The organism is Micromonospora sp. C95, assembly GCF_018070465.1.
In the GTDB taxonomy this organism is placed as follows: Bacteria; Actinomycetota; Actinomycetes; order Mycobacteriales; family Micromonosporaceae; genus Micromonospora.
In genome coordinates this window covers 111,528-133,998 of record NZ_JAGPXT010000002.1, presented here as the reverse complement: position 1 = coordinate 133,998, position 22,471 = coordinate 111,528, and the positions used below count along the sequence as shown (strand labels likewise).

At 71.1% G+C, this 22,471-nt stretch carries 23 protein-coding genes; 14 read left to right on the top strand and 9 right to left on the bottom strand.

The window, feature by feature from the left end:
- Nucleotide 1 precedes the first annotated feature (1 nt).
- On the bottom strand, nt 2-1,198 hold the full coding sequence (locus KBX00_RS03210) for a sensor histidine kinase (RefSeq protein WP_210823086.1): 1,197 nt from the start codon (nt 1,196-1,198) through the stop codon (nt 2-4).
- Between the two features lie 79 nt (nt 1,199-1,277).
- Nucleotides 1,278-2,192: a PD-(D/E)XK nuclease family protein gene (locus tag KBX00_RS03205; RefSeq protein WP_210823084.1), complete on the bottom strand. Its 915-nt coding sequence runs from the start codon at nt 2,190-2,192 to the stop codon at nt 1,278-1,280.
- An 83-nt stretch (nt 2,193-2,275) separates the two neighbouring features.
- Between KBX00_RS03205 and KBX00_RS03200 the strand changes: the two genes are divergently transcribed.
- The 3 genes from KBX00_RS03200 to KBX00_RS03190 all read left to right on the top strand — a co-directional run bounded on the left by KBX00_RS03200 (nt 2,276) and on the right by KBX00_RS03190 (nt 5,127).
- Nucleotides 2,276-3,439 carry a M50 family metallopeptidase gene (locus KBX00_RS03200; protein ID WP_210823082.1) on the top strand — a complete coding sequence of 388 codons (1,164 nt, stop codon included), beginning with the start codon at nt 2,276-2,278 and terminating at the stop codon, nt 3,437-3,439.
- A 47-nt stretch (nt 3,440-3,486) separates the two neighbouring features.
- Nucleotides 3,487-4,458, top strand: a complete 972-nt coding sequence (locus tag KBX00_RS03195; RefSeq protein WP_210823587.1) for a tRNA (adenine-N1)-methyltransferase — start codon at nt 3,487-3,489, stop codon at nt 4,456-4,458.
- 96 nt (nt 4,459-4,554) lie between these two features.
- Entirely contained in the window at nt 4,555-5,127 is a 573-nt protein-coding gene (locus KBX00_RS03190) for a hypothetical protein (protein WP_210823080.1), read from the top strand.
- A gap of 12 nt (nt 5,128-5,139) precedes the next feature.
- On the opposite strand, the gene KBX00_RS03185 is transcribed toward KBX00_RS03190, so the two are convergent.
- Entirely contained in the window at nt 5,140-5,433 is a 294-nt protein-coding gene (locus tag KBX00_RS03185; RefSeq protein WP_210823585.1) for a ferredoxin, read from the bottom strand.
- A 178-nt stretch (nt 5,434-5,611) separates the two neighbouring features.
- On the opposite strand from KBX00_RS03185, the gene arc reads away from it, so the two are divergent.
- The 7 genes from arc to prcA all read left to right on the top strand — a co-directional run bounded on the left by arc (nt 5,612) and on the right by prcA (nt 13,783).
- Entirely contained in the window at nt 5,612-7,393 is a 1,782-nt protein-coding gene (gene arc, locus KBX00_RS03180; protein WP_210823078.1) for a proteasome ATPase, read from the top strand.
- Nucleotides 7,394-7,521: 128 nt separating this feature from the next.
- Nucleotides 7,522-9,495, top strand: coding sequence for a hypothetical protein (locus KBX00_RS03175; RefSeq protein ID WP_210823068.1), 1,974 nt, complete (start codon nt 7,522-7,524; stop codon nt 9,493-9,495).
- Nucleotides 9,496-9,604: 109 nt separating this feature from the next.
- Nucleotides 9,605-11,122 (top strand): depupylase/deamidase Dop, encoded by a 1,518-nt coding sequence (gene dop / locus KBX00_RS03170; RefSeq protein ID WP_374225240.1) that lies wholly within the window; start codon nt 9,605-9,607, stop codon nt 11,120-11,122.
- A 118-nt stretch (nt 11,123-11,240) separates the two neighbouring features.
- Nucleotides 11,241-11,456 (top strand): ubiquitin-like protein Pup, encoded by a 216-nt coding sequence (locus KBX00_RS03165; RefSeq protein ID WP_164446970.1) that lies wholly within the window; start codon nt 11,241-11,243, stop codon nt 11,454-11,456.
- Nucleotides 11,457-11,653: 197 nt separating this feature from the next.
- Nucleotides 11,654-12,133, top strand: a complete 480-nt coding sequence (locus KBX00_RS03160; RefSeq protein ID WP_307867993.1) for an endonuclease VII domain-containing protein — start codon at nt 11,654-11,656, stop codon at nt 12,131-12,133.
- The gene (prcB, locus tag KBX00_RS03155) at nt 12,052-12,891 is read left to right on the top strand and encodes a proteasome subunit beta (protein ID WP_210823064.1); all 840 of its coding nucleotides are present in this window, start codon (nt 12,052-12,054) and stop codon (nt 12,889-12,891) included. Before KBX00_RS03160 ends, prcB begins: the two co-directional genes overlap by 82 nt.
- A 58-nt stretch (nt 12,892-12,949) precedes the next feature.
- Nucleotides 12,950-13,783, top strand: coding sequence for a proteasome subunit alpha (gene prcA, locus KBX00_RS03150; RefSeq protein ID WP_210823054.1), 834 nt, complete (start codon nt 12,950-12,952; stop codon nt 13,781-13,783).
- A gap of 110 nt (nt 13,784-13,893) precedes the next feature.
- Here prcA and KBX00_RS03145 read toward each other — a convergent pair whose 3' ends face one another.
- The 6 genes from KBX00_RS03145 to rfbB are packed head-to-tail and all read right to left on the bottom strand — an operon-like array spanning nt 13,894 to nt 19,188.
- A complete protein-coding gene (locus tag KBX00_RS03145; protein ID WP_210823045.1) occupies nt 13,894-14,922 on the bottom strand; it encodes a glycosyltransferase family 2 protein in 1,029 nt (342 codons plus the stop codon).
- Nucleotides 14,919-16,220 carry a lipopolysaccharide biosynthesis protein gene (locus KBX00_RS03140; RefSeq protein WP_301547254.1) on the bottom strand — a complete coding sequence of 434 codons (1,302 nt, stop codon included), beginning with the start codon at nt 16,218-16,220 and terminating at the stop codon, nt 14,919-14,921. Before KBX00_RS03140 ends, KBX00_RS03145 begins: the two co-directional genes overlap by 4 nt.
- On the bottom strand, nt 16,220-16,921 hold the full coding sequence (locus KBX00_RS03135; RefSeq protein WP_210823040.1) for a glycosyltransferase family 2 protein: 702 nt from the start codon (nt 16,919-16,921) through the stop codon (nt 16,220-16,222). The genes KBX00_RS03140 and KBX00_RS03135 overlap by 1 nt, the downstream gene beginning before the upstream one ends.
- On the bottom strand, nt 16,914-17,312 hold the full coding sequence (locus KBX00_RS03130; RefSeq protein WP_210823038.1) for a DUF2304 domain-containing protein: 399 nt from the start codon (nt 17,310-17,312) through the stop codon (nt 16,914-16,916). Before KBX00_RS03130 ends, KBX00_RS03135 begins: the two co-directional genes overlap by 8 nt.
- Nucleotides 17,309-18,193 carry a dTDP-4-dehydrorhamnose reductase gene (gene rfbD / locus KBX00_RS03125; RefSeq protein WP_210823036.1) on the bottom strand — a complete coding sequence of 295 codons (885 nt, stop codon included), beginning with the start codon at nt 18,191-18,193 and terminating at the stop codon, nt 17,309-17,311. The genes KBX00_RS03130 and rfbD overlap by 4 nt, the downstream gene beginning before the upstream one ends.
- Nucleotides 18,190-19,188: a dTDP-glucose 4,6-dehydratase gene (gene rfbB / locus KBX00_RS03120; protein WP_210823034.1), complete on the bottom strand. Its 999-nt coding sequence runs from the start codon at nt 19,186-19,188 to the stop codon at nt 18,190-18,192. The genes rfbD and rfbB overlap by 4 nt, the downstream gene beginning before the upstream one ends.
- Before the next feature lie 87 nt (nt 19,189-19,275).
- Between rfbB and rfbA the strand changes: the two genes are divergently transcribed.
- Genes rfbA through KBX00_RS03100 form a run of 4 tightly spaced genes read left to right on the top strand, consistent with a single transcriptional unit; the run spans nt 19,276 to nt 22,457 of the window.
- The gene (gene rfbA, locus KBX00_RS03115; protein ID WP_210823032.1) at nt 19,276-20,187 is read left to right on the top strand and encodes a glucose-1-phosphate thymidylyltransferase RfbA; all 912 of its coding nucleotides are present in this window, start codon (nt 19,276-19,278) and stop codon (nt 20,185-20,187) included.
- Nucleotides 20,184-20,801 (top strand): dTDP-4-dehydrorhamnose 3,5-epimerase family protein, encoded by a 618-nt coding sequence (locus tag KBX00_RS03110; RefSeq protein WP_210823030.1) that lies wholly within the window; start codon nt 20,184-20,186, stop codon nt 20,799-20,801. Before rfbA ends, KBX00_RS03110 begins: the two co-directional genes overlap by 4 nt.
- 58 nt (nt 20,802-20,859) lie before the next feature.
- Nucleotides 20,860-22,218, top strand: a complete 1,359-nt coding sequence (pafA, locus tag KBX00_RS03105) for a Pup--protein ligase (protein ID WP_093405965.1) — start codon at nt 20,860-20,862, stop codon at nt 22,216-22,218.
- A 53-nt stretch (nt 22,219-22,271) separates the two neighbouring features.
- Nucleotides 22,272-22,457, top strand: a complete 186-nt coding sequence (locus KBX00_RS03100) for a hypothetical protein (protein WP_210823028.1) — start codon at nt 22,272-22,274, stop codon at nt 22,455-22,457.
- Nucleotides 22,458-22,471: the final 14 nt, after the last annotated feature.

Genomic DNA, 22,471 nt, shown 5'->3' with positions numbered 1-22,471 from the left:
CTCACCGACGGCTCGCCTCGGGTAGCGGCTCGACCGGAATCCGGGCGTACACCCGGTAGCCGCCGCCGCTTCGCGCGCCGGTGCGCAGGATCCCACCGTAGAGGCCGACCCGTTCCCGCATCCCGACCAGGCCGTGCCCGATCCGATCGGTGTCCGGTGACGGCCCCCGACCGGTGTCGGTGACCTCGACCTCCACCGCGTCGCCACCGAGGCCCACCCGCACCTGCGCGGTCGCCGTCCCAGCATGCTTGAGGGCGTTCGTCAGCGCCTCCTGCACGATCCGGTAGACCGTCAGCGCCACCCCCTCCTCCAGTTGCCCCGGCTGTCCGGTCACCGTCAACGTCACCGGCAACCCGGCCTCCCGGACCTGATCGGTGAGCGCCTCGATACCGGCCAGACCTGGCTGCGGTGCCAACTCCGCCGCCGGCTCGGCCTCGGTACGCAGCACGTCGAGCAGCCGGCGTAGCTCCCGCAGGGTCGCCCGGCTGGTCTCCTCGATCGTGGCCATCGCCTCGTCGGCACCCTCCGGGTCGCGGCGCAGCACCCGTCGCACCCCGGTCGCCAGCACCCCCATCACGCTCACGTGGTGGGCCACCACGTCGTGCAACTCCCGGGCGATCCGGCGCCGCTCGTCCGCGACCGCCTGCTCGGCCAACGCCCGCTGGTTCGCCTCGGCGACCCGGGCCCGCTCCCGCAGCGCCTCGGTCGAGGAGCGCCGCGCGTGCACCGTGCGCCCCACCGAGAACGACACGATCCCCACCAGGATGCTGTTGGCGATCAGGAACGCCGAACTGACCTGCGGAACACCCTCCGGCGGCATCAGGGCGTTCACCACCGCCACCGGAAGCCACAGCACCACCGCCGCCGCCAGCGCCGGACGCACCGGAAAGTAGGCCGCCATCGTGTAGGTGAGCACCACGAAGGCGAGACTCTGCGTCGCCGGCGCCACCTCGATGACGAAGGACGGCAGCAGCGTCGCCAACGCGACCAACAGCGCCGGCCACGGCGCCACCCGGCGCAGCACGACCGGCACCGCACACAACACACTCCAACCGAACGCTGCCGGCAGCGGTCGCGGCCACAGCTCCCGAGGCGCCAGCAGGGTGAACACGACCTCCACCAGGACCAGGCCGACGGCCAGCAGCGCGTCGCCGCCCACTGGATTCCGCCGCAGCCACTGCCTCAGGGTGTTGCCCACGCCTCGACGCTAACCGCCCAGGCCGCCGAAAGATCGTCTTGCGTGGTGACTCGTCCCTCATCCCCGGGAAGGAGAGCGGCTACTCGTCGGCACCGGGTGGCGTGGGGGAGGACCGTGCGTCACGCATCGGACCAGGCGTCGCCGTCGACTCCGGGAACGGCGGCGGAGTGCCCCCGAAGCTGGGGCAGTGGGCCTGGTGACTGCACCAGTCGCAGAGCCGGCTCGGTCGGGGCCGGAAATCCCGGGCGGCGGTGGCCCGCTCGATCGCCCGCCACAATGCCACCACCGTCCGCTCGAAGCGCACCAGTTCCTCGGCGTCGGGGGCGTAGTCGCACACCTCGGCGTCCTTGAGGTAGAGCAGGCGCAGCACCCGGGGCACCACGCCACGGGTGCGCCACAGCACCAGGGCGTAGAACTTCAGCTGGAACAGGGCCCGCGCCTCGAACGCCTCCCGTGGGGCACCGCCGGTCTTGTAGTCCACCACCCGCAGCGCGCCGTCGGCAGCCACGTCGAGCCGGTCGAGGTAGCCGCGGATCAGCAGCTCGTCGTCGACCACGGCGGAGATCAGACTCTCCCGCTCGGCCGGCTCCAGCCGGCGCGGATCCTCCACCGCGAAGTAGCCACCCAGCAGGGCCGACGCCGAGCGGAGGAACTCCGTCACGGCCGACGGATCGTCGTCGGGAAACAACCCGGCCAACTCCGGCTGCTCGGTGACCAGGTGGTCCCACTGGCCGGGCACGAGATCACCGGCGGATGCCGGGGTGCGGTCGGCCGGCGGCAGGTCGAACAACCGCTCCAGCACCGCGTGCACGAGCGTGCCCCGAGCCTGCTCCACGCTGGGCCGCTCCGGTAGCCGGTCGATGCTGCGGAACCGGTAGAGCAGTGGGCAGGTCTTGAAATCCGCCGCCCGCGACGGCGACAGCGAGGCCCGCACCGTCGCCGGCAGCTCCGTCGGGGTCGGGGCCTGCTGAGTGATCACCGGATCCGCCGTCATGCCCGCAGAGGTTAGGCCACCGGTATGACAGGCCGACCGCCGCCGCTCCGGTACGTGATCTCCTGCCGCGTAGCATCAGCCCGATGGAACAGCGCAGGCGACCGCGGGCCGGCCAGCGCCCCGGCATGCGGGTGGGCCGAATCCTCGGGGTGCCGCTGTACCTGAACGCCTCGATCCTGCTGCTCGCCCTCCTGATCACGGTCCTGTACGGCGAACTGGCCGGTCAACGGCTGCAACTGTCCCCGCTCGGCTGCTACCTCGTCGGCGCCGGGTTCGTCCTCGCGCTGCTCGGCTCGGTGCTGGCCCACGAACTCGGCCACGCCCTCACCGCCCGCCGCTTCGGCATCGGGGTGCGCGGCATCACGCTGGAACTGCTCGGCGGGTACACCGAGATGGACCGCGACGCACCCTCTCCCCGGGTGGACCTGCTGGTGTCGCTGGCCGGGCCGGCCGTCTCCGCCGTGCTCGGCGCGGTCGCCGTGGCTGCGACGTTGGCCCTGCCCGACCGCACGGTGACCGACCAACTCGCCTTCCAACTCGCCGCGAGCAACGTCATCGTCGCGCTGTTCAACATCCTGCCCGGGTTACCGCTGGACGGCGGTCGGGCGCTGCGCGCGGTGGTCTGGGCGCTGACCCGGGACCGGCACCGAGCCACCGAGGTGGCCGGCTGGGCCGGACGGGTCCTGGCCGTCGGCACCGCGCTGCTGGTGGCGGCGCTCTACGCGGCAGACGTGCTGAGCCTGCTGGCGCTGCCGCTGACGGCACTTGTCGCCCTCACCCTCTGGCACGGTGCCGGACAGTCGATCCGGATGTCCCGCATCGGCCGTCGGCTCCCCCTCGTCGACCTGGCCGCCCTCGCCCGCCCGGTACACACCGTGCCCTCCGGCACCCCGCTGGCCGAGGCGCAGCGCCGTGCCGCGCCGGTACACCCGGTCACCGAGCCGCAGCACGCGGCGGCACTGCTGGTGACCGACTCCGCCGGCCGGCCGGTGGCCCTGGTCGATCCGGCCGCCGCCGCCGCGGTCCCGGAGGCCCGTCGGCCCTGGCTGGCCGTGGACGCGGTCGCCCGCACCCTCGCCGACCTGCCGGCCATCCCGGTGGACACGGACGGCGAACGGGTGCTGGAGACCGTACAGGCCCACCCGGGCGCACAGTACGTAGTGACGGCAGGCGAAGATGTCGTCGGCGTTCTGCACATCGCGGATCTGGCTCAACTGCTCGAACCTCACCGGAAGATGAACACGTGACCGTCACCCACTCCGCCCACCCGGCCAGCGACCTCCCCGAGCACGAGATGGCGCCACCCGCCGTGCGGCGTGGACCGTTCCAGCCCGGTGACCGGGTGCAGCTGACCGACCCCAAGGGGCGGATGCACACGGTGACCCTGGAGCCGGGCAAGGAGTTCCACACCCACCGCGGCATCCTGGCGCACGACGCGCTGATCGGCCAACCCGACGGCAGCGTGGCGACCACCTCCGGCGGCGGCACCGCGTTCCTGGCCCTGCGTCCACTGCTGTCGGACTACGTGCTCTCCATGCCGCGCGGCGCCCAGGTGATCTACCCCAAGGACGCCGCCCAGATCGTCGCCATGGGCGACATCTTCCCCGGCGCCAAGGTGCTCGAGGCCGGCGCCGGTTCCGGAGCGCTGAGCTGCTCACTGCTGCGCGCGGTGGGCGCCGCCGGTGAACTGCACTCCTACGAGCTGCGCGACGACTTCGCCCAGATCGCCCGACGTAACGTCGAGTCGTTCTTCCGCGGCCCGCACCCGGCCTGGCACCTGCACGTCGGTGACGTCGCCGAGTGCCGCGAGACCGGCTTCGACCGGATCATCCTGGACATGCTCACCCCCTGGGAGAACCTCGACATGGTCGAACGCGCGCTGCTGCCCGGCGGCGTGTTCATCGGCTACGTGGCCACCACCCCCCAGCTCTCCGAGCTGGTGGAGGCGCTGCGCGAGCGCGGCGGCTGGACCGAGCCGCGCGCCTGGGAGTCGCTGGTCCGGGACTGGCACGCCGAAGGGCTGGCGGTCCGCCCCGACCACCGGATGATCGCGCACACCGCGTTCCTGGTCTCCGCGCGTAAGCTCGCCCCCGGAGTCACCGCTCCGCCACGGCGTCGCAAGCCCAGCAAGGGCACCGAGGCGTACGCGCAACGCCGCCAGGCGCTACGCGAGGCGGAGGCGGTCCGGCAGGCGACCGTGGTGCCGCAGGACGCGCCGGCTGGGCAGACACCACCCGACGTGACGCAGGAGACAGGCCGGCCGTGACGGCGGAGGTGATCCGATGAGTGAGCGTCAGCGAGCGAATCGTCAACTCTGCGTCCTGGTGCCTCATGTCGGCCCGCAGCGCAGCGGAGGGCGGGCATGAGTCGTCCCGGCTTCGGCGGCGGCGACCTGCCGGCGGTCTTTCCCGACTGGTCGCCGTACACCGACCTCGAATCGGCGGCGCGCGCCTACCTGCGTGACCCCGACGTCGCCCTGGAGGCGCTCGGCGGGGTACTGCGCGGGGCGAAGGTGCTCGGCTTCACCCTGGAGCGCTTCGTCAACGAGGTGAACGGCGTGTGGCAGGAGGTCGTCGTCTGCGACGGCAGCCGCCTGGTGCTCTGGCACGGCGAGGACGTGCCGCCCGGGGAGGGACCACCGGGCTCGATGACCTCCTCGCTGCGGGTGGTGCCGGTTTCCTCGGTCACCGAGGTCGGCTGCCGACGCCGGCTGTTCCGCCACGACAACGGCGAGATCCGCGTCGACAGCATCGACGTCTACCTGCTGCTGACCTCGCTGGACGAGTCGCCGCCGAGCGAGGAGAACGTCGGCGGGCCGCGCCACGACGCGCTGCGCTTCGGTAAGACACTCGACGACGGTGGGGCCGGGCAGATCGCCCGGTTGGAGGAGTTCGCCCGGCTGGTCGCGTCGGTGGTCGGCCGCCCGCTGCTGTAGTGGGCGGTACGGTCAGGCGTCGGCCTCCGGGCCGGCGACCTCGACGCCGTCGCTGCCGCGGACCACGTGGATGCACTCGCCCGGGCACTCCTTCGCCGAGTCGATCACCTCGAGGCGCAGGTGCTCCGGCACGTCGACCCGGCCGCCCGGTGCCTGCACCAGCTCACCGTCGGGCCCCTTGACGTAGGCCAACCCGTCGACGTCGAACTCGAAGACCTCTGGCGCGTACTGCACGCACAGCCCGTCGCCCGTGCACAGGTCCTGGTCGACCCAGACCTGCAGCTGATCGGTCGCGACCTCGGCCACCGGTGCACCCCCCATGTTCTCCCGTCCCACCCCTCGACGGTACCCGAATGCCCGTACCCGTCCGTCGACCCACCCTTGGCGATCAAGCTTCGGTGACGGGCGCGTTGCGGAGGACCGAATCGGGCTCATAGCGGCTAGTGTTAGGTCAGAACGTTCAAGCCCCCCGGGGAGGTGGGACGTGGCACGCAGCGACGACGCGGACTCGCGCGCCGCACGGTGGGAGAAGGAGGCCCACGATCTCTCCACGCAGGTCGCGTTCCTTCAAGAGGAACTCGCTCTGGTGCGGCGCAAGTTGACCGAGAGCCCCCGACACGTCCGGCAGCTCGAAGAGCGGCTGGCCGCCACCCAGGCGCAGTTGGCGCGGCTGACCGAGAACAACGAACGGCTCGTGAGCACCCTCAAGGAAGCTCGCGCGCAGATCGTGACGCTCAAGGAGGAGATCGACCGGCTCGCTCAACCCCCAAGTGGCTACGGCGTCTTCCTGGCCCGGCACGACGACGGCACGGTCGACGTCTTCACCGGCGGACGGAAACTGCGCGTGGCCGTCTCGCCCTCGCTCGACGTCGACGAGCTGCGGCGCGGCCAGGAGGTCCTGCTCAACGACGCGCTCAACATCGTCGACGCGTTCGGCTACGAGCGGGTCGGCGAGGTGGTCATGCTCAAGGAGATCCTCGCCGGTCCCGAAGGCGCGCCGGGTGACCGGGCGCTCGTGGTCTCGCACTCCGACGAGGAACGCATCGTGCACCTGGCCGAGACCCTGATCGGCAGTCCGATCCGGGCCGGCGACTCGCTCATGATCGAACCTCGCTCGGCGTACGCGTACGAGCGGATTCCCAAGAGCGAGGTCGAGGAACTCGTGCTGGAGGAGGTGCCGGACGTCGACTACACCGACATCGGCGGCCTGCACTCCCAGATCGAGCAGATCCGCGACGCGGTGGAGCTGCCGTTCCTGCACGCCGACCTGTTCCGGGAGCACCAGCTACGCCCGCCGAAGGGCATCCTGCTCTACGGCCCGCCCGGCTGCGGTAAGACCCTCATCGCCAAGGCGGTCGCCAACTCCCTCGCCAAGAAGATCGCCGAGCGGCAGGGTAAGGAGCGGCACACCAGCTTCTTCCTCAACATCAAGGGCCCGGAGCTGCTCAACAAGTACGTCGGCGAGACCGAGCGGCACATCCGGCTGATCTTCCAGCGCGCCCGTGAGAAGGCCGGTGAAGGCACGCCGGTCATCGTTTTCTTCGACGAGATGGACTCGGTCTTCCGCACCCGCGGCTCCGGTGTCTCCTCCGACGTGGAGAACACCATCGTGCCGCAGTTGCTCAGCGAGATCGACGGCGTCGAAGGGCTGGAGAACGTCATCGTCATCGGCGCCTCCAACCGGGAAGACATGATCGACCCGGCGATCCTGCGGCCGGGACGACTCGACGTGAAGATCAAGATCGAGCGTCCGGACGCCGAGGCGGCCAAGGACATTTTCTCCAAGTACATCCTCCCCGGCCTGCCGCTGCACGCCGACGACCTGGCCGAGCACGGCAGCGACGCCCAGGCCACCGTCGCCGCCATGATCGACGCGGTGGTGCTGCGGATGTACTCGGAGACGGAGGAGAACCGCTTCCTGGAGGTCACCTACGCCAACGGTGACAAGGAGGTCCTGTACTTCAAGGACTTCAACTCCGGCGCGATGATCCAGAACATCGTCGACCGGGGCAAGAAGATGGCCATCAAGGAGTTCCTCACCTCCGGTCGCAAGGGGCTGCGCCTGCAGCACCTGCTCGACGCCTGCGTCGACGAGTTCCGCGAGAACGAGGACCTGCCCAACACCACGAACCCGGACGACTGGGCCCGCATCTCCGGCAAGAAGGGCGAGCGGATCGTCTACATCCGCACGCTCGTCTCCGGCGGCAAGGGCACCGAGGCCGGCCGCTCCATCGAAACCGCCAGCAACACCGGTCAGTACCTCTGACCGTACGCGCCACCGGGGCCCGTGACGCCACCCGTCACGGGCCCCGCGCATGCGCTCCGGCCCGCGGCGCGCGCACCACTCCGCGCGGATAGACTCCGGGGCCACCTTCCCATCCGAGAAGGACAGTCGTGCCCACCCAGCAGAGCGAAAAAGCCCCGGCGCTCCCCGCGAGTCCGACCGCCAGCCCCGCCGCGTGGCGTCGCCGACCCCTGCTCACCGCGCTGGCCGCGCTACCCGCGGCCTGGCTGCTGCCGTTGGCCGCGACCGCCGTCGACGCCCGCTGGACAATGCCCCCGGCAGTCCTGCTCGCCACCGCCAGCCTGCTGCGCGGCGGCCGGACGCTGCTCGACCGGCTGCTGCTCGCCACCCTCCTGCTCGCCGGCCTCACCACCGCGGCCGGGCTGCTCTTCGCCGTCTGGCCCTGGGGGATGGCACCTGTCCCGGTGGCCGGCACCGCGCTGACCGTCCTCATCCTCATCGCCCTGGCCACCGGGCGGCACCCCACCCTGCCCCGACCCGGCCGGGACGACCTGTTCCCCGTCCTCGGCACCGCCGCGCTCGTCGGCTATCTCGCGCAGCCCGTCCTGCGCGCCGACGATCCCCTCGGCCGGCTGACGATCCTCTCCAGGGGCGAGGACTACTTCCGGCACTTCTCCCTCGTCGACGTCATCGGCAGACACGGCGGCTACGTCTTCCTTGACCCCGACGCCGTACGCGAGCAGCTCCTCTCCCTGCTCGTCCACTACCCGCAGGGCTGGCACCTGCTGGTCGCCCTGCTCGACGGCCACCTCACCCCGCCCGGCGTCGCACCGGCCGGACCCGGCGCGGTGCAGCCGTTCCTGTGGTGGAACGTCGCCACGTTCGGCGTCTTCGTGCTCACCCTGCTCTGGGCCGCGCACCGCCTACCCGGGCCGCTGCACCCGCTCAGTCGCAGCGTGCTCACCGTCGTCGTATGTGCCCTCGTCCTCGGCAGCCAGATGCCCCGCATGCTCCTGTCGGGATACCCCACCGAGACGCTCGGGCTGACCCTCACCATCGCCCTCGCAGCGCTCGTCGCCCGGCCGGTCGCCGCCCTCCGCGAACACCTGCTGCTGCTCGGTGCCCTGCTCGTCGGCATCGGCTACACCTACTACCTGTTCCTCCCCGCCGCCGCCGTCATGGTGCTGGGGGCCCTGCTCGCCCGCCGTCGTGAGGTGCTGCGGGCCCGCCGCGCCGTGCTGGCCATCGGCACGGCCACCGCCGTCCTCACCCCGGTGCCGATCCTGCTCGGCGTGTTCCGCGCCAACCAGACCGAGGCACTCACCGCCACCGTCGGACCCGACCTCACCGAGACCTGGCTCGCCCTCGGCGGCCTGGGCGCCCTCGTCGTACCGGCGCTGCTGGTGCACGCCGTACGGTCCGGACGCGACGACCCGGCCTGGCGACGCTGGCTGTTCATCCTGCTGGTCAGCCTCGCCCTCGTCCTGGGCATCGGGCAGGCCAGCGTCAGCCTCGGCGGTGAACCCGGCTACTACTTCAACAAGGCCGGCCACCTCACCACGGTGCTGCTGATCGCCGGCACCGCCGCCGTGGTACGGCTACTGCCGATCCCACGTCGCAACCGCCCGCTGCGCACCGCCACGGCCGGCCTCACCGCCGTCGCCGTCGTCGCCGCCACCGTGCTGCTCGTCGGTGTCACCGGTTGGCACCGCAGCCTGCTCGTCGTCGACAACCCGACCTGGGCGCAGCGCTGGGCGCACCAGCAGGTCGACCAGCCCACGCGCGTCCCCGTCGTGTGCGACCGGGCCCTGCGGCGGTATCCACCGGTCGACGGCGTCACCACGCTGATCCTCGACCGCAGCCCGTACCGTGCCTACCTGGCCAACATCTGCGTTGCCACCATGCAGGGCACGACCGCGCAGACCGAAGCCGGGATCTACCACATGGCCTTCGTCGAACCGGAGCGAACCTCGCAGATGCTGCAACGGACTCTGGGCGACATCCGGCTGGTGGTCACCACCGACGGTGCCCAGGTCCGGGTCAACAGGCTGCTGCGGGACGCCCCGGAACTGCGTGACCGGGCCACCGTCGAGGTGATGCTCGTCGACGAACCCCCGGCCTGACCGACGCGACCCAGCGGTACGCCGCACGACCGCCACGCCCCCGGTTGGCGACGTGGCGACTACGCTCGACATGACGGGGACCGGTCAGGCAAACGAAGCGGGTAGGTCGATGAGCGTTAGACGAATCATGGGCACCGAGGTCGAGTACGGCATCTCCGTGCCCGGTCAGGCCGGCGCCAACCCGATGGTCACCTCCTCCCAGGTGGTCAACGCCTACGGCGCCCGACCGGAGCTGAACCGCGGCGGCCGGGCCCGCTGGGACTACGAGGAGGAGTCACCGCTGCGGGACGCCCGCGGGTTCACCTACTCCGGCGCGGCCTACGACCCGGCCGAGGCGCTCGCCGACGAGGACCTCGGCCTGGCCAACGTGATCCTGACCAACGGCGCCCGGCTCTACGTCGACCACGCGCACCCGGAGTACTCCACCCCCGAGGTCACCAACCCCCGCGACGTGGTCCGCTGGGACAAGGCGGGAGAGCGGGTGATGGCGGAGGCGGCCCGGCGGGCCGCCACGATCCCCGGTGCCGCACCGATCCACCTCTACAAGAACAACACCGACAACAAGGGCGCCAGCTACGGCGCGCACGAGAACTACCTCATGCGCCGGCAGACGCCGTTCGCCGACATCGTGGCGTACCTGACGCCGTTCTTCGTCACGCGGCAGATCGTCTGCGGTGCCGGCCGCGTCGGCATCGGCCAGGACGGTGGCCAGAGCGGCTTCCAAATCTCCCAACGCGCCGACTTCTTCGAGGTCGAGGTCGGCCTCGAGACCACCCTCAAACGGCCGATCATCAACACCCGCGACGAACCGCACGCCGACGCGGACAAGTACCGCCGCCTGCACGTCATCATCGGCGACGCGAACCTCTCGGAGATCTCCACCTACCTCAAGGTGGGCACCACCGCGTTGATCCTCACGATGATCGAGGAGAAGGCGCTCGGCCCGGATCTCGGCATCGCCGACCCGGTCGGCGAGCTACGCGCGGTCAGTCACGACCCGTCGCTGACGCACCTGATGCGGCTGCGCGACGGGCGTCGCCTGACGGCCATGGACGTGCAGTGGGCCTACCTGGAGCGGGTGCGCGCGTTCGTCGACGACCGCTACGGCAACGACGTCGACGAGCAGACCGCTGACGTGCTGGACCGGTGGGAGAACGTGCTCGACCGGCTGGGGCGCGACGTGATGCTCTGCGCCGACGAGCTGGACTGGGTGGCGAAGCTGCGGCTGCTGGAGGGCTACCGGGAGCGGGAGCAGCTCGGCTGGGGCTCACACAAGCTCCAACTGGTCGACCTGCAGTACTCCGACGTACGCCCGGAGAAGGGCCTCTACCACCGGTTGGTCTCCCGCGGGTCGATGAGGACGCTGCTCAGCGACGAGGAGAGCCGTACGGCGATGACGGAGCCGCCGGAGGACACCCGGGCGTACTTCCGTGGCCGCTGCCTGGCCCAGTACGCCTCCGAGGTGGTCGCCGCCAGCTGGGACTCGGTGATCTTCGACGTCGGCCGGGAGTCGCTGGTACGGGTGCCGATGATGGAGCCGGAGCGGGGCACCCGGCGGCACGTCGGGGAGTTGTTCGACCGCTGTGCCAGCGCCAAGGATCTGCTGGAGACCCTGACCGGCGGCTGACCCACCGGTCCCCGTCCATCAGCTGTTCGTCCCCCGCGCACCGGTACCGGCGCGCGGGGGACGTTTCGTCGCTCCCGCGAGGTAAGTTCATCGCAGGGAGATCGTGGAGGAGGCAACGATGGCCACTCGTGACAGCGGCGGTCAGTCGCAGTCGGGCAAGGCCCGTCAGGGCGAAGAGGTCGAGGACGTCACCGTCGAGGCGAACCCGGAGGTCGCCGAGCGGCACGCCGAGATCACCGAGGACGTCGACGACCTGCTCGACGAGATCGACTCCGTCCTCGAGGAAAACGCCGAAGAGTTCGTGAGGGGCTATGTCCAGAAAGGGGGTCAATGAGGCATATGTCCGATTTGCCCGTCAGGTCGGACAAGACATGCCCACAGTGTCGACGAACGCTGCCCCTCACCGAGTTTCACCGCAACAGTCGCCGAGTCGACGGTCGTGCCTACTACTGCAAGGTTTGTGCGAGAGCCCGCTCGGAGGCCAGTCGCCGCAAGCGTGGCATCGCCCCCGCACGGATGTCGGCGACTCCGGTGGGCCAGGGTCTGAAGTGGTGCCCGGACTGCGAGCAGATCAAGCCGTTGGGCGAGTTCCCGAGCACGACTCGCAAGGCCAGTGGCCGGCACAGTTACTGCAAGCCCTGTCACAACGCACGCGGCAAGGAGACCGCCCAACGGCTCTACGGCGGCACCCGCGAGTATCACCTGCGGCGGCGGTACGGCATCGGGCAGCGGGAGTTCGACCAGCTCCTGGCCGAGCAGGGCGGTGTCTGCGCGGTCTGCGGTGACCCCGATCCGGAACATGTGGACCACGATCATCGCACCGGGTGGGTACGCGGGATACTCTGCTTCAACTGCAACGGTGGTCTTGGCCAGTTCCGTGACAGTCCGACGAGGCTGGCCAGGGCCGTCACGTACCTGAGAGGAACCACGTGGCAGCGGGTTTTGATCCATCCGGGCGTCTTCCAGATGTGTTCACCAACGCGGGGACGTCCTCCTTCACGGCATTCCTGAGCAAGGTGGCCCCCGAGATGCTGCCCGGCCGACGGGCGCTGCCCCCGGGCATGGCCGCCGATCTGGCTCCGCACGCGACCACGATCGTGGCGATCGCCGCGGCCGGCGGTGTCGTGATGGCCGGTGACCGGCGGGCCACCATGGGCAATCTGATCGCCCAGCGGGACATCGAGAAGGTGCACCCCGCCGACGCGTACTCGCTGGTGGGCATCGCCGGCGCCGCCGGCATCGGCATCGAGTTGATGCGGCTGTTCCAGGTGGAGCTGGAGCACTACGAGAAGATCGAGGGCGCGATGCTCTCGCTCGACGGCAAGGCAAACCGCCTCGCCTCGATGATCCGGGGCAACCTGGGCGCGGCGATGCAGGGGCTGGCGGTGATTCCGCTGTTCGCCGGGTTCGACCTGGCGGCGGCCGATCCGGCGCGGGCCGGGCGGATCTTCAGTTTCGACGTCACCGGCGGCCCGTACGAGGAGACTGGCTACGACGCGATCGGCTCGGGTTCGCTGTTCGCCAAGTCGGCGTTGAAGAAGCGGTTCCGGACCGGGCTGTCCGTCGACGACGCGGTGCGGTTGGCGGTGGAGGCGCTCTACGACGCCGCCGACGACGACACGGCTACCGGTGGCCCCGACCTGACCCGCCGGATCTACCCGGTGGTGATGACCGCGACGGCGCAGGGCACGCACCGGCTGACCGACGCGGAGACCTCGGCGATCGCGGAGAGCGTCGTCGCCGGTCGGATGGAGAATCCGGGCGGCTGAGCCGCCCGTCCGCAGCTGATCCCGTTTCCCCGAGTACCGCCGAAGGAGAGCCGCCGCCGTGGCCATGCAGTTCTACGCCTCGCCCGAACAGATCATGCGCGACCGTTCCGAGTTGGCCCGCAAGGGCATCGCTCGGGGACGCAGCTCGGTGGTCGTCAGTTACACCGGCGGGGTGCTCTTCGTTGCCGAGAATCTCTCCAGCACGCTGCACAAGGTCAGCGAGATCTACGACCGGATCGGTTTCGCCGCCGTCGGGCGGTACAACGAGTTCGAGAACCTGCGCCGGGCGGGTGTCCGGATGGCCGACCTCAACGGTCTGAGCTACGACCGCCGGGACGTGACCGGTCTGGCGCTGGCCAACTCGTACGCCCAGATTCTCGGCGCCATCTTCACCGAGCAGTCCAAGCCGTTCGAGGTGGAGATCTGCGTGGCGGAGGTGGGTGCCACGCCGGAGGAGGACTCGCTGTACCGGTGCACCTACGACGGGTCGGTGACCGACGAGCCGGGCCGGATGGCGATGGGCGGTCAGGCCGAGGCGATCTCCGGGGTGCTGAAGTCGAACCATCGGCCCGACATGTCGCTCGGCGAAGCGGTGAAGGTGGCGGTGCAGGCGCTGGGCAGCGTCGGCGGTGAGGGCGGCGCCGCCCGCACGATCGCCGGCGACCAGTTGGAGGTGGCGATCCTGGACCGCAACCGGGTGGGTCGCACCTTCCGGCGGATCACCGGGGCCGCGTTGACCGGGTTGCTGGACGGCGACGCGGCCGGGGAGTCGGCGGCGGAGGGTGGCCGGGCGCAGACCCCGACCACGCCGACCGAGGAGGGGCACAAGCCGACCACCTCGGCCGGCTCCGCGGACCTGGAGGACAAGCCGGGCGACAGCTCCGACAGCTGAGCTGCACCCCCCGGAGCAGTTGCGGCGCCCGCGGTTTCGACCGGTCGGGCGCCGCGTCGTCAGCTCCCGGCCGCGCCGGCGGCGCACCGGGTCCGCTGGTGCCGGGTGGGTCAGTGGCGGGAGAGCAGCGGCCGCACAAGTGCCCACCAGGCCGTGGCGATGACGTTGAAGATGCCCATTCCGGGCGGCGCGGCCACGTTCGACGGGGCGACGCGGGCGGTCATCAGGCCGGCGAGAGTGCCGTCGCCGACAGTGCGCTCGACCTGCAGGCGTCGCCGGCGGGCGCGTACCCAGCTGCGGTGACGCCACAGCCAGGCCCAGCCCCGGGTCTTCTGCCGCCCCCAGCCGCCCGCCAGCGCGGCGGCGAGCATGGCAACCTCGGTGAGCAGCAGCATCGGTGCCAGCAGTGCCAGGGTCCGGACCTGGTACGCGGTGAGCAGGGTGAGCAGCCGGTTGCGTTCGACCAGGTAGAGCTTGAGGTCGTTGCGGGAGAACTCGTAGTGGTGCCGGACCACGGCGTCGGGCACGTACTCCAGCCGTAGGCCGCGCTGCCACAACCGCAGGCTGAGTTCGGTGTCCTCGTGGTAGGCGAAGTACTCGTCGGCGAAGCCGTCGAGTTCTGCCCAGCGGTGGCGGCCGATGACGAAGCAGCAGCCGCTCAGCGAGGGCACCACGGTGCGTCGGGCGTGGGCGCTTGCCGGCTCGCCGTTGCCGCCGGCCCAGGACAGGCCGGTGAAGTGCAGCGGGTTGCCCGAGGTGTTGATCAGGTCGGGGTCGTGGGCGAGCCGGATGGAGGCCATGGCGGCGCCGACGCCGGGCTCGGCGGCCACCGCGACGACCTTGGCGAGGGCGTCGGCGGCCACGATGGCGTCGGAGTTGACGAAGGCCAACCAGTCGCCGGTGGCCTCGGCGGCACCGATGTTGCAGCCGCCGGAGTAGCCGGTGTTGGCCTCCGGCCGGAGAACCCGTACGCCGGGCAGGCCCTTGACCACGTCGATGCCGTCTCCGGTGCAGCCGTTGTCGACCACGACGAGTTCGATGTCGACGCCGGTGCTGGCCAGTACGGCCCGAGCGGCGTCGACAAGCCAGGGTTCGGCACCGTAGGCGAGCATCACGGCGGTGACGCGGGGCGGTCTCATGCTGCTCCTCCGCTGGTGGCGACGGGCACCGGGGCCGCGACCGGTGGCGCCGGTGGTGCCGTCCGCCGGCGGCGCAGCAGGGTGACCATGACGACGGCGGCCACCACCGAGCCGACGGTGTAGCCGAGCTCGACGCGCAGTGCGACGGGCAGTGGGGGCAGGGTCGCCACGACGAGCGCGGCGACGCCGACGGTCCAGGCCAGGGCCTGGGCATGGTGCCGGTTGCGGGCCAGCAGCGCCTGGCCGAGCACCATCGCCCACAGGTAGGCCAGGGTGGCCACCGACAGCCAGGCGAAGTCTGCGTGGCCGAGGACGTCGGGGGTGTCGAAGAGGGCCTGTACGAGCCATGGGCCGAACAGGGCGGCGAGGACGCCGCCGAGGGCCCCGAGGGCGGTGACCACGGCCAGGGATCGACGCAGCAGGGTGCGGAAGGCGGGTTCGTCGCCGGTGGCGGCGGCGGTGGACAGGCCGGGCAGCAGCGCGGCCTGCATCGAGCCGAACACGAACAGGGGTATGCGGACCAGCACCAGCGCGGAGAGCAGTGCGCCGGCGGTGGCGACGTCGGTCGGGTCGAGCAGCCTTACGTTGATCACGCCGACGTTGACGACCACCTGGGCCAGCAGGCTGGAGACGGTGAGCAGGGTGAGGCCGCGGAGCAGGGGTGGCCAGGGGACCGCCGGTCCGCGGCCGACCGTCCGGACGATCGGTGCGGCGGTCAGCGCGACGGCGGCCAGTGGTGCCGCGACCAGCACCAGTGCGTAGGCCACGGGGGAGTCCACACCGGTGACGGCGAGGGCGGCGACCAGGCCGATGCGCAGCCCACCGTCGAGGCCGAGCTGGGTGCCGTACCAGTCGAAGCGGCGCAGGCCGGAGAGCACGCCACGAGTGGTGTGCGCCACGGCCAACGCGGCCAGTGCCCCACCGAGGGCGGGCACCATGGCGGCGTCGCCGCCGAAGAGCCGGTCGGTGAGCAGGTCGGCGGCGCCGATGGTGAGCACCAGGAGCAGGCCGAGTACGGCGGCGGCGACGGCGGCGCCGCGGGCCAGTACCGGGCCGGGTGGCAGTCCACGGGTGCGCCGGGCCGCGACGAGGCGGGCGACTTCCTGTTCGACGGGGAAGAACACGCCGATGCCGAGGGTGAACACGACCGACCAGAGCACCGACAGCGAGGAGTAGTCGGCGGCGTCGAGGTTGTGCCCGGCCAGGGCGAGGTGGACGTAGGAGGCCAGTCCGACCACGGCCAGCCCGATGCCGACGCCGATGGTGCCGGGCGGGACGAGACGGAGCAGGCGGCGCATCACCGGCGGATGAGGGCGAGGGTGAGCACGGCCACGGCTCGACCGAGGTAGACCATCGCCTTGGCGGGGGAGTGGCTGGGCGTACCGGCCATCCGGCGGCGCATGGCGACCGGCACCTGTTGGATCCGGTAGCCGCGCCGGGCGGCGTGGACGAGCGTCTCGACGGTGTCGCCGAGGTACTCGGCGGGGTACCAGCGGGCGAACATTTCGATCATTCGTCGGTTGGCGGCCCGGAAGCCGCTCGTGGTGTCGGTGAGCGTGGCGCCGGCCAGACCGGACAGCACCAACGACAGCATGCCCATCGCCCAGCGGCGCGGGCCGCGTACCGTGTATTCGCCCTCGCCGGCGAACCGGGCCCCGATGACCAGGTCGTAGTCGTCGAGCAGGTCGACGAGCTTCGGCACGTACCGGGGATCGTGCTGCCCGTCGGCGTCGACCTGCACCGCGACGTCGTAGTCGTGGTCGCGGGCGTAGCGGTAGCCGAGCCGCATGGCGCCACCGACGCCGAGGTTGTACGGCAGTCGGGCGACGCGGGCACCGGCGGCGGCGGCGACGGCGGCGGTGTGGTCGGTGGAGCCGTCGTCGACGACGAGCACGTCGACCCCGGGCAGTTCGCCGCGGATCTCACCGACGACGTCGCCGATGGAGGCGGCTTCGTTGAGCGCCGGGATGATGACGAGCAGCCGCTTGCCGTTAACCATCGCGGGACACCATTTCCGCTCGGTCCGAGTACCGGGCCCACTCCGCCCGTTCCGCCCGGTCGGCTGCGACTTCGGCGCGGAGCAGGGCGAACTCCTCGGCGAGCGTGCGGGTCTCCTCCTCCAGCGCGCTGACCTCCCAGCTGAGGTGGATGCAGACCAGCAGGAGGAAGACGATGCCCAGGAAGAGCACCAGGCTGACTCCGGACGCGACACCGAGCAGGTCGGCGACGCCGTCTAGCAGCCGGGGGAACAGCGACAGCGGAATCACCACGAACAGCAGGCCGAGCCAGAGCATGCCGTACTTCTCGCGCAGTTGCCGGCGGCGCAGCAGCTCGACGATCGTGGCCAGCAGGATCAGACCGGTCAGACCGGTGACCAGGGTGAGCTTCATACGACCTTCCACGGGGAGGGTGGAGCGGCGGGGGCGAACGCGTCGACCAGGGCGGCGTGCCAGTCCGGCAGGGGCGGCAGCCCGGCCTCGGCCCACCGGCCGTGCCCTAGCACACTGTACGTCGGTCTTGGGGCAGGTCGCACGAATCGGGCACTTGTGGTGGGTCGGATCCGGTCCGGGTCGAGCCCGTGCCGGGCGAACACGGCGCGGGCCAGGCCGTACCAGGTGGTCTCGCCGGAGCAGGTGCCGTGGTAGATCCCCGGTGCGGCGCGTCCGGCGTGGGCGGCCTCGGCGAGCGAGACCAGGTGCCGGGCCAGGGCGTGCGACCAGGTCGGCTGGCCGTGCTGGTCGTCGACGACGTCGAGGGTGTCGCGCCGGTCGGCCAGGTCGAGCATCGTGGTGACGAAGTTGCGGTCGTGGGCACCGTAGAGCCAGGCGGTCCGCACCACGTATCCGGTGTCGGGCAGCAGCCGGGTCACGGCCTGTTCCCCGATGAGCTTGCCGCGACCGTACGCGTTGAGCGGGGCGGTCGGCGCGTCCTCGGGGTACGGCGTGGTGGCGGTGCCGTCGAAGACGTAGTCGGTGGACAGGTGCAGCAGCCGGGCGCCGTGCGCGGCGCAGGCGGTGGCGAGGTGGACGACGGCGTCGCCGTTGACGGCGGTGGCGGCCGACTCGTGTGTCTCGGCGCCGTCGACGTCGGTCCAGGCGGCGGTGTTGACCACCACGTGGTGGCCGGCGACGGCGGCGTGCACGGCGGCGGCGTCGGTGATGTCCAGGTCGGTGCGGGTGGCGGGGGTGACCTGGTGTTCCGGCCGCGCTTCGAGGACGTCGACCAGGTCGCGTCCGAGCATCCCACCGGCACCGGTCACCAGGAACCTCATGCGCTCGCCGCCTTCAGCGGTTCCCACCAGGCCCGGTTGTCCCGGTACCAGCGGACGGTGTCGGCGAGACCGGCGTCGAGGGTGATGCTCGGTGCGTACCCGAGCTCGTTGCTGATCTTGGTGATGTCGAGGGAGTAGCGGCGGTCGTGTCCCTTGCGGTCGGCGACGGGGGTCACCCGGTCCCAGCCGGCGTCGCAGGCGTCGAGCAGCCGGGCGGTCAGTTCCTTGTTGGTGAGTTCGGTGCCGCCGCCGATGTGGTAGACCTCGCCGGCGCGACCCTTGTGCTGGACGAGGGCGATGCCCCGGCAGTGGTCGTGCACGTGCAGCCAGTCGCGTACGTTGCCGCCGTCGCCGTAGAGCGGGACGCTGCGCCCGTCGAGGAGGTTGGTGACGAACAGCGGGACGACCTTCTCCGGGTACTGGTAGGGCCCGTAGTTGTTGGAGCAGCGGGTCACCACCACGTCGAGGCCGTGGGTGCGGTGGTAGGCCAGGGCGAGCAGGTCGGAGCCGGCCTTCGACGCCGAGTACGGGGAGTTGGGGGCCAGCGGCCAGTCCTCGGTCCAGGAACCGTCGGCGATGGAGCCGTAGACCTCGTCGGTGGAGACGTGTACGAACCGGGAGACGCCGTGGCGTAGCGCGGCGTCGAGCAGGTTCTGGGTGCCGAGGACGTTCGTGGTGACGAAGGGCGCGGCGCCGGCGATCGAGCGGTCGACATGGGACTCGGCGGCGAAGTGCACGACCACGTCGTGCCCCGCGACGGCGTCGTCGACCACCTCGGGGTGACGGATGTCACCCTGGACGAACCGCAGCCGGGGGTCGTCGGCCACCGGCGCGAGGTTGGCCAGGTTGCCGGAGTAGGTCAGCGCGTCCAGCACGGTGACTTGGGCCGGTTCCACCGCCGGTACGCCCGCCGCGCTGCCGCCGGAGACGCCGAGCAGCGTCCGGACGTATTCCGAGCCGATGAAGCCGGCACCGCCGGTGACCAGGATCCTCACGGGTCCGGAAGTCTACGCGAAACGGCCACATCCGCAGCGCAGGCGACGCGCGGCTGTTCGTCCGGTTGTGCCGGTAGGCTCCCCCGGATGCGTGGAATCCTGCTCGCCGGTGGCACCGGGTCCCGGCTGTGGCCGATCACCCGGGCGGTGTCGAAACAGCTGATGCCGGTCTTCGACAAGCCGATGATCTACTACCCGCTCTCCACCCTGGTGATGGCGGGAGTGGTCGAGATCCTGGTGATCACCACACCGGAGGAGCAGGATCAGTTCCAGCGGCTGCTCGGCGACGGCAGCCAGTTCGGGCTCCGGCTGGAGTACGTCGCCCAGCCCCGGCCGGAGGGCATCGCCCAGGCGTTCGTGCTGGGCGCGGACTTCATCGGCGACGAGTCGGTGGCGCTGGTCCTCGGGGACAACATCTTCCACGGGGTGGGCCTCGGCCGGCAGCTGGCGGCGGCCGGTGATCCGGTCGGTGGCCGGATCTTCGCCTACCCGGTGGCCAACCCGCAGGCGTACGGCGTGGTGCACTTCGACGCCGACGGGCGGGTGCTGTCCATCGAGGAGAAGCCGCCGCGCCCGAGGTCCCGGTACGCGGTTCCCGGCCTGTACTTCTACGACAACCGGGTGGTGGAGATCGCGCGGGGGCTCACGCCCAGCGCCCGGGGTGAGTTGGAGATCACCGCGGTGAACGAGGCGTACCGGCGGTGGGGCGAGCTGTCGGTCACCGTGCTGGATCGGGGGACCGCCTGGCTGGACACCGGCACCTTCACCTCGCTGATGCAGGCCGCCGAGTTCGTTCGGGTGATCGAGGAGCGGCAGGGCATGAAGATCGGCTGCGTGGAGGAGGCCGCCTGGCGGGCCGGGCTGATCGACGACGCGCAGTTGCGCGCGCTGGCCGAGCCGCTGACCCGCAGCGGCTACGGCGACTACCTGCTCGACCTGCTCGCCGGCGACCGGCAGGAGCCGACCGGCGAGATCGCTGGAACGGGGGCGGTCCGATGAAGCTGCGACCGTTGAGCGTCGAGGGCGCCTGGGAGATCACCCCGCAGCAGCACGGCGACCCGCGCGGGCTGTTCCTGGAGTGGTACCGCTTCGACCGCCTGGCCGAGGCGGTCGGGCATCCGTTGCGGCTGGCACAGGGCAACCTGTCGGTCTCGGCCCGTGACGTGGTGCGCGGCATCCACTTCGCCGACGTGCCGCCGGGGCAGGCGAAGTACGTCACCTGCGTCCGGGGGGCGGTGCTCGACGTGCTCGTCGACCTGCGGGTCGGCTCGCCCACCTTCGGCCGGTGGGAGGGGGTACGCCTGGACGACGTGGACCGGCGTGCGGTCTACCTGGCCGAGGGGCTCGGCCACGGCTTCTGCGCGTTGACCGACGACGCCACCCTCACCTACCTCTGCTCGACCACGTACCACCCCTCGGCCGAGCACGCGGTGCACCCGCTGGACGAGGAACTGGGCATCGACTGGCCGACCACCGGGCCGCAGCTGTCCGCCCGCGACGCCGCCGCGCCCACCCTGGCGCAGGCCCGGGCGGCCGGGTTGCTGCCGGAGTACGACACCTGCCGGCGGTACGTCGCGACTCTCGTCGCCGCGGCAGGTTCCACCGACGGCTGAGGTCGGCACGTGCCCCCGACAGTGACGAACAGGGCCTCCGTACGGCTAATGTCTCATCATGGAACGGCGAATCTTCGGTCTGGAGACCGAGTACGGCGTCACCTGTACCTACCGCGGACAGCGGCGGCTGTCCCCCGACGAGGTGGCCCGGTACCTCTTCCGCCGGGTGGTGTCCTGGGGCCGGTCGAGCAACGTCTTCCTGCGTAACGGGGCGCGGCTCTACCTGGATGTCGGCTCACACCCCGAGTACGCCACCCCGGAGTGCGACTCGGTGGTCGACCTGGTCGCCCACGACCGGGCCGGCGAGCGGATCCTGGAGGGGCTGCTCATCGACGCGGAGAAGCGGCTGCACGACGAGGGCATCGCCGGCGAGATCTACCTGTTCAAGAACAACACCGACTCGGCCGGCAACTCGTACGGCTGCCACGAGAACTACCTGGTGTCCCGGCACGGCGAGTTCGGCCGGCTCGCCGACGTGCTGATCCCGTTCCTGGTCACCCGGCAGCTCATCTGCGGTGCCGGCAAGGTGTTGCAGACGCCGCGCGGCGCGGTGTACTGCCTGTCCCAGCGGGCCGAGCACATCTGGGAGGGAGTGTCCTCGGCGACCACCCGCAGCCGCCCGATCATCAACACCCGCGACGAGCCGCACGCCGACGCGGAACGGTACCGCCGGCTGCACGTGATCGTCGGCGACTCCAACATGAACGAGGTCACCACGCTGCTGAAGGTCGGCACCGCCGACATCGTGCTGCGCATGATCGAGGGTGGCGTGGTGATGCGCGACCTCACCCTGGAGAACCCGATCCGGGCGATCCGGGAGGTGTCGCACGACATCACCGGCCGGCGGAAGGTGCGGTTGGCCTCGGGCAAGGAGATCAGCGCCCTGGAGATCCAGCAGGAATATCTGGCCAAGGCCACCGAGTTCGTCGAGCGCCGGGGCGGCGACCAGACCGCCAAGCGGGTGGTCGAGCTGTGGGGGCGGGTGCTGCGGGCGGTGGAGACCGGCGACCTGGAACCGGTCTCCCGGGAGATCGACTGGGTGACCAAGCTGCGGCTGATCGAGCGTTACCAGCGCAAGCACGACCTGCCGCTGTCCCACCCCCGGGTGGCGCAGATGGACCTGGCGTACCACGACCTGCGCCGGGGGCGCGGGCTCTACGCATTGCTGGAGCGGCGCGGCGACGTGGACCGGGTGGCCACCGATCCGGAGATCTTCGAGGCGAAGGAGACGCCGCCGCAGACCACCCGGGCCCGGCTGCGCGGCGAGTTCATCCGGCACGCACAGGAGAAGCGACGGGACTTCACCGTCGACTGGGTGCACCTGAAGCTCAACGACCAGGCGCAGCGGACGGTGCTCTGCAAGGACCCGTTCCGGGCGTACGACGAGCGGGTGGAACGGCTGATCGCCAGCATGTGACGGAGCCGACCGGGGCCGAGCCGACGGCCGGCCCCGGGTAGGCTGGTCAGGCCATGATTCCTCCTGAACCTCCCACCCCGGGCGCTCAGCGGCAGAGCTGGCTCGAACGCCGCCGCGACAAGGTCCGCGCCGAGATCGAGCGTAACCGCCGTGGCGGTCACACCGTGCCCACCTGGGTGCTGGCCCTGGCTCTGGCGCTGATCGTCGGCGCCTGGCTCGCCCTGGTCATCTTCGCCTGAGGCGCGCGGGGCGT

Excerpts from the sequence above, each read along its gene's own strand:
- KBX00_RS03145 (WP_210823045.1), bottom strand. The coding sequence starts at position 14,922 with ATGAGACCGCCCCGCGTCACCGCCGTGATGCTCGCCTACGGTGCCGAA.
- KBX00_RS03195 (WP_210823587.1), top strand. The coding sequence starts at position 3,487 with ATGGCGCCACCCGCCGTGCGGCGTGGACCGTTCCAGCCCGGTGACCGG.
- KBX00_RS03110 (WP_210823030.1), top strand. The coding sequence starts at position 20,184 with ATGAAGCTGCGACCGTTGAGCGTCGAGGGCGCCTGGGAGATCACCCCG.
- rfbD (WP_210823036.1), bottom strand. The coding sequence starts at position 18,193 with ATGAGGTTCCTGGTGACCGGTGCCGGTGGGATGCTCGGACGCGACCTG.
- KBX00_RS03205 (WP_210823084.1), bottom strand. The coding sequence starts at position 2,192 with ATGACGGCGGATCCGGTGATCACTCAGCAGGCCCCGACCCCGACGGAG.
- KBX00_RS03130 (WP_210823038.1), bottom strand. The coding sequence starts at position 17,312 with ATGAAGCTCACCCTGGTCACCGGTCTGACCGGTCTGATCCTGCTGGCC.
- dop (WP_374225240.1), top strand. The coding sequence starts at position 9,605 with ATGAGCGTTAGACGAATCATGGGCACCGAGGTCGAGTACGGCATCTCC.
- KBX00_RS03190 (WP_210823080.1), top strand. The coding sequence starts at position 4,555 with ATGAGTCGTCCCGGCTTCGGCGGCGGCGACCTGCCGGCGGTCTTTCCC.
- rfbA (WP_210823032.1), top strand. The coding sequence starts at position 19,276 with ATGCGTGGAATCCTGCTCGCCGGTGGCACCGGGTCCCGGCTGTGGCCG.
- pafA (WP_093405965.1), top strand. The coding sequence starts at position 20,860 with ATGGAACGGCGAATCTTCGGTCTGGAGACCGAGTACGGCGTCACCTGT.
- KBX00_RS03100 (WP_210823028.1), top strand. The coding sequence starts at position 22,272 with ATGATTCCTCCTGAACCTCCCACCCCGGGCGCTCAGCGGCAGAGCTGG.
- KBX00_RS03200 (WP_210823082.1), top strand. The coding sequence starts at position 2,276 with ATGGAACAGCGCAGGCGACCGCGGGCCGGCCAGCGCCCCGGCATGCGG.
- KBX00_RS03135 (WP_210823040.1), bottom strand. The coding sequence starts at position 16,921 with ATGGTTAACGGCAAGCGGCTGCTCGTCATCATCCCGGCGCTCAACGAA.
- KBX00_RS03165 (WP_164446970.1), top strand. The coding sequence starts at position 11,241 with ATGGCCACTCGTGACAGCGGCGGTCAGTCGCAGTCGGGCAAGGCCCGT.
- KBX00_RS03140 (WP_301547254.1), bottom strand. The coding sequence starts at position 16,220 with ATGCGCCGCCTGCTCCGTCTCGTCCCGCCCGGCACCATCGGCGTCGGC.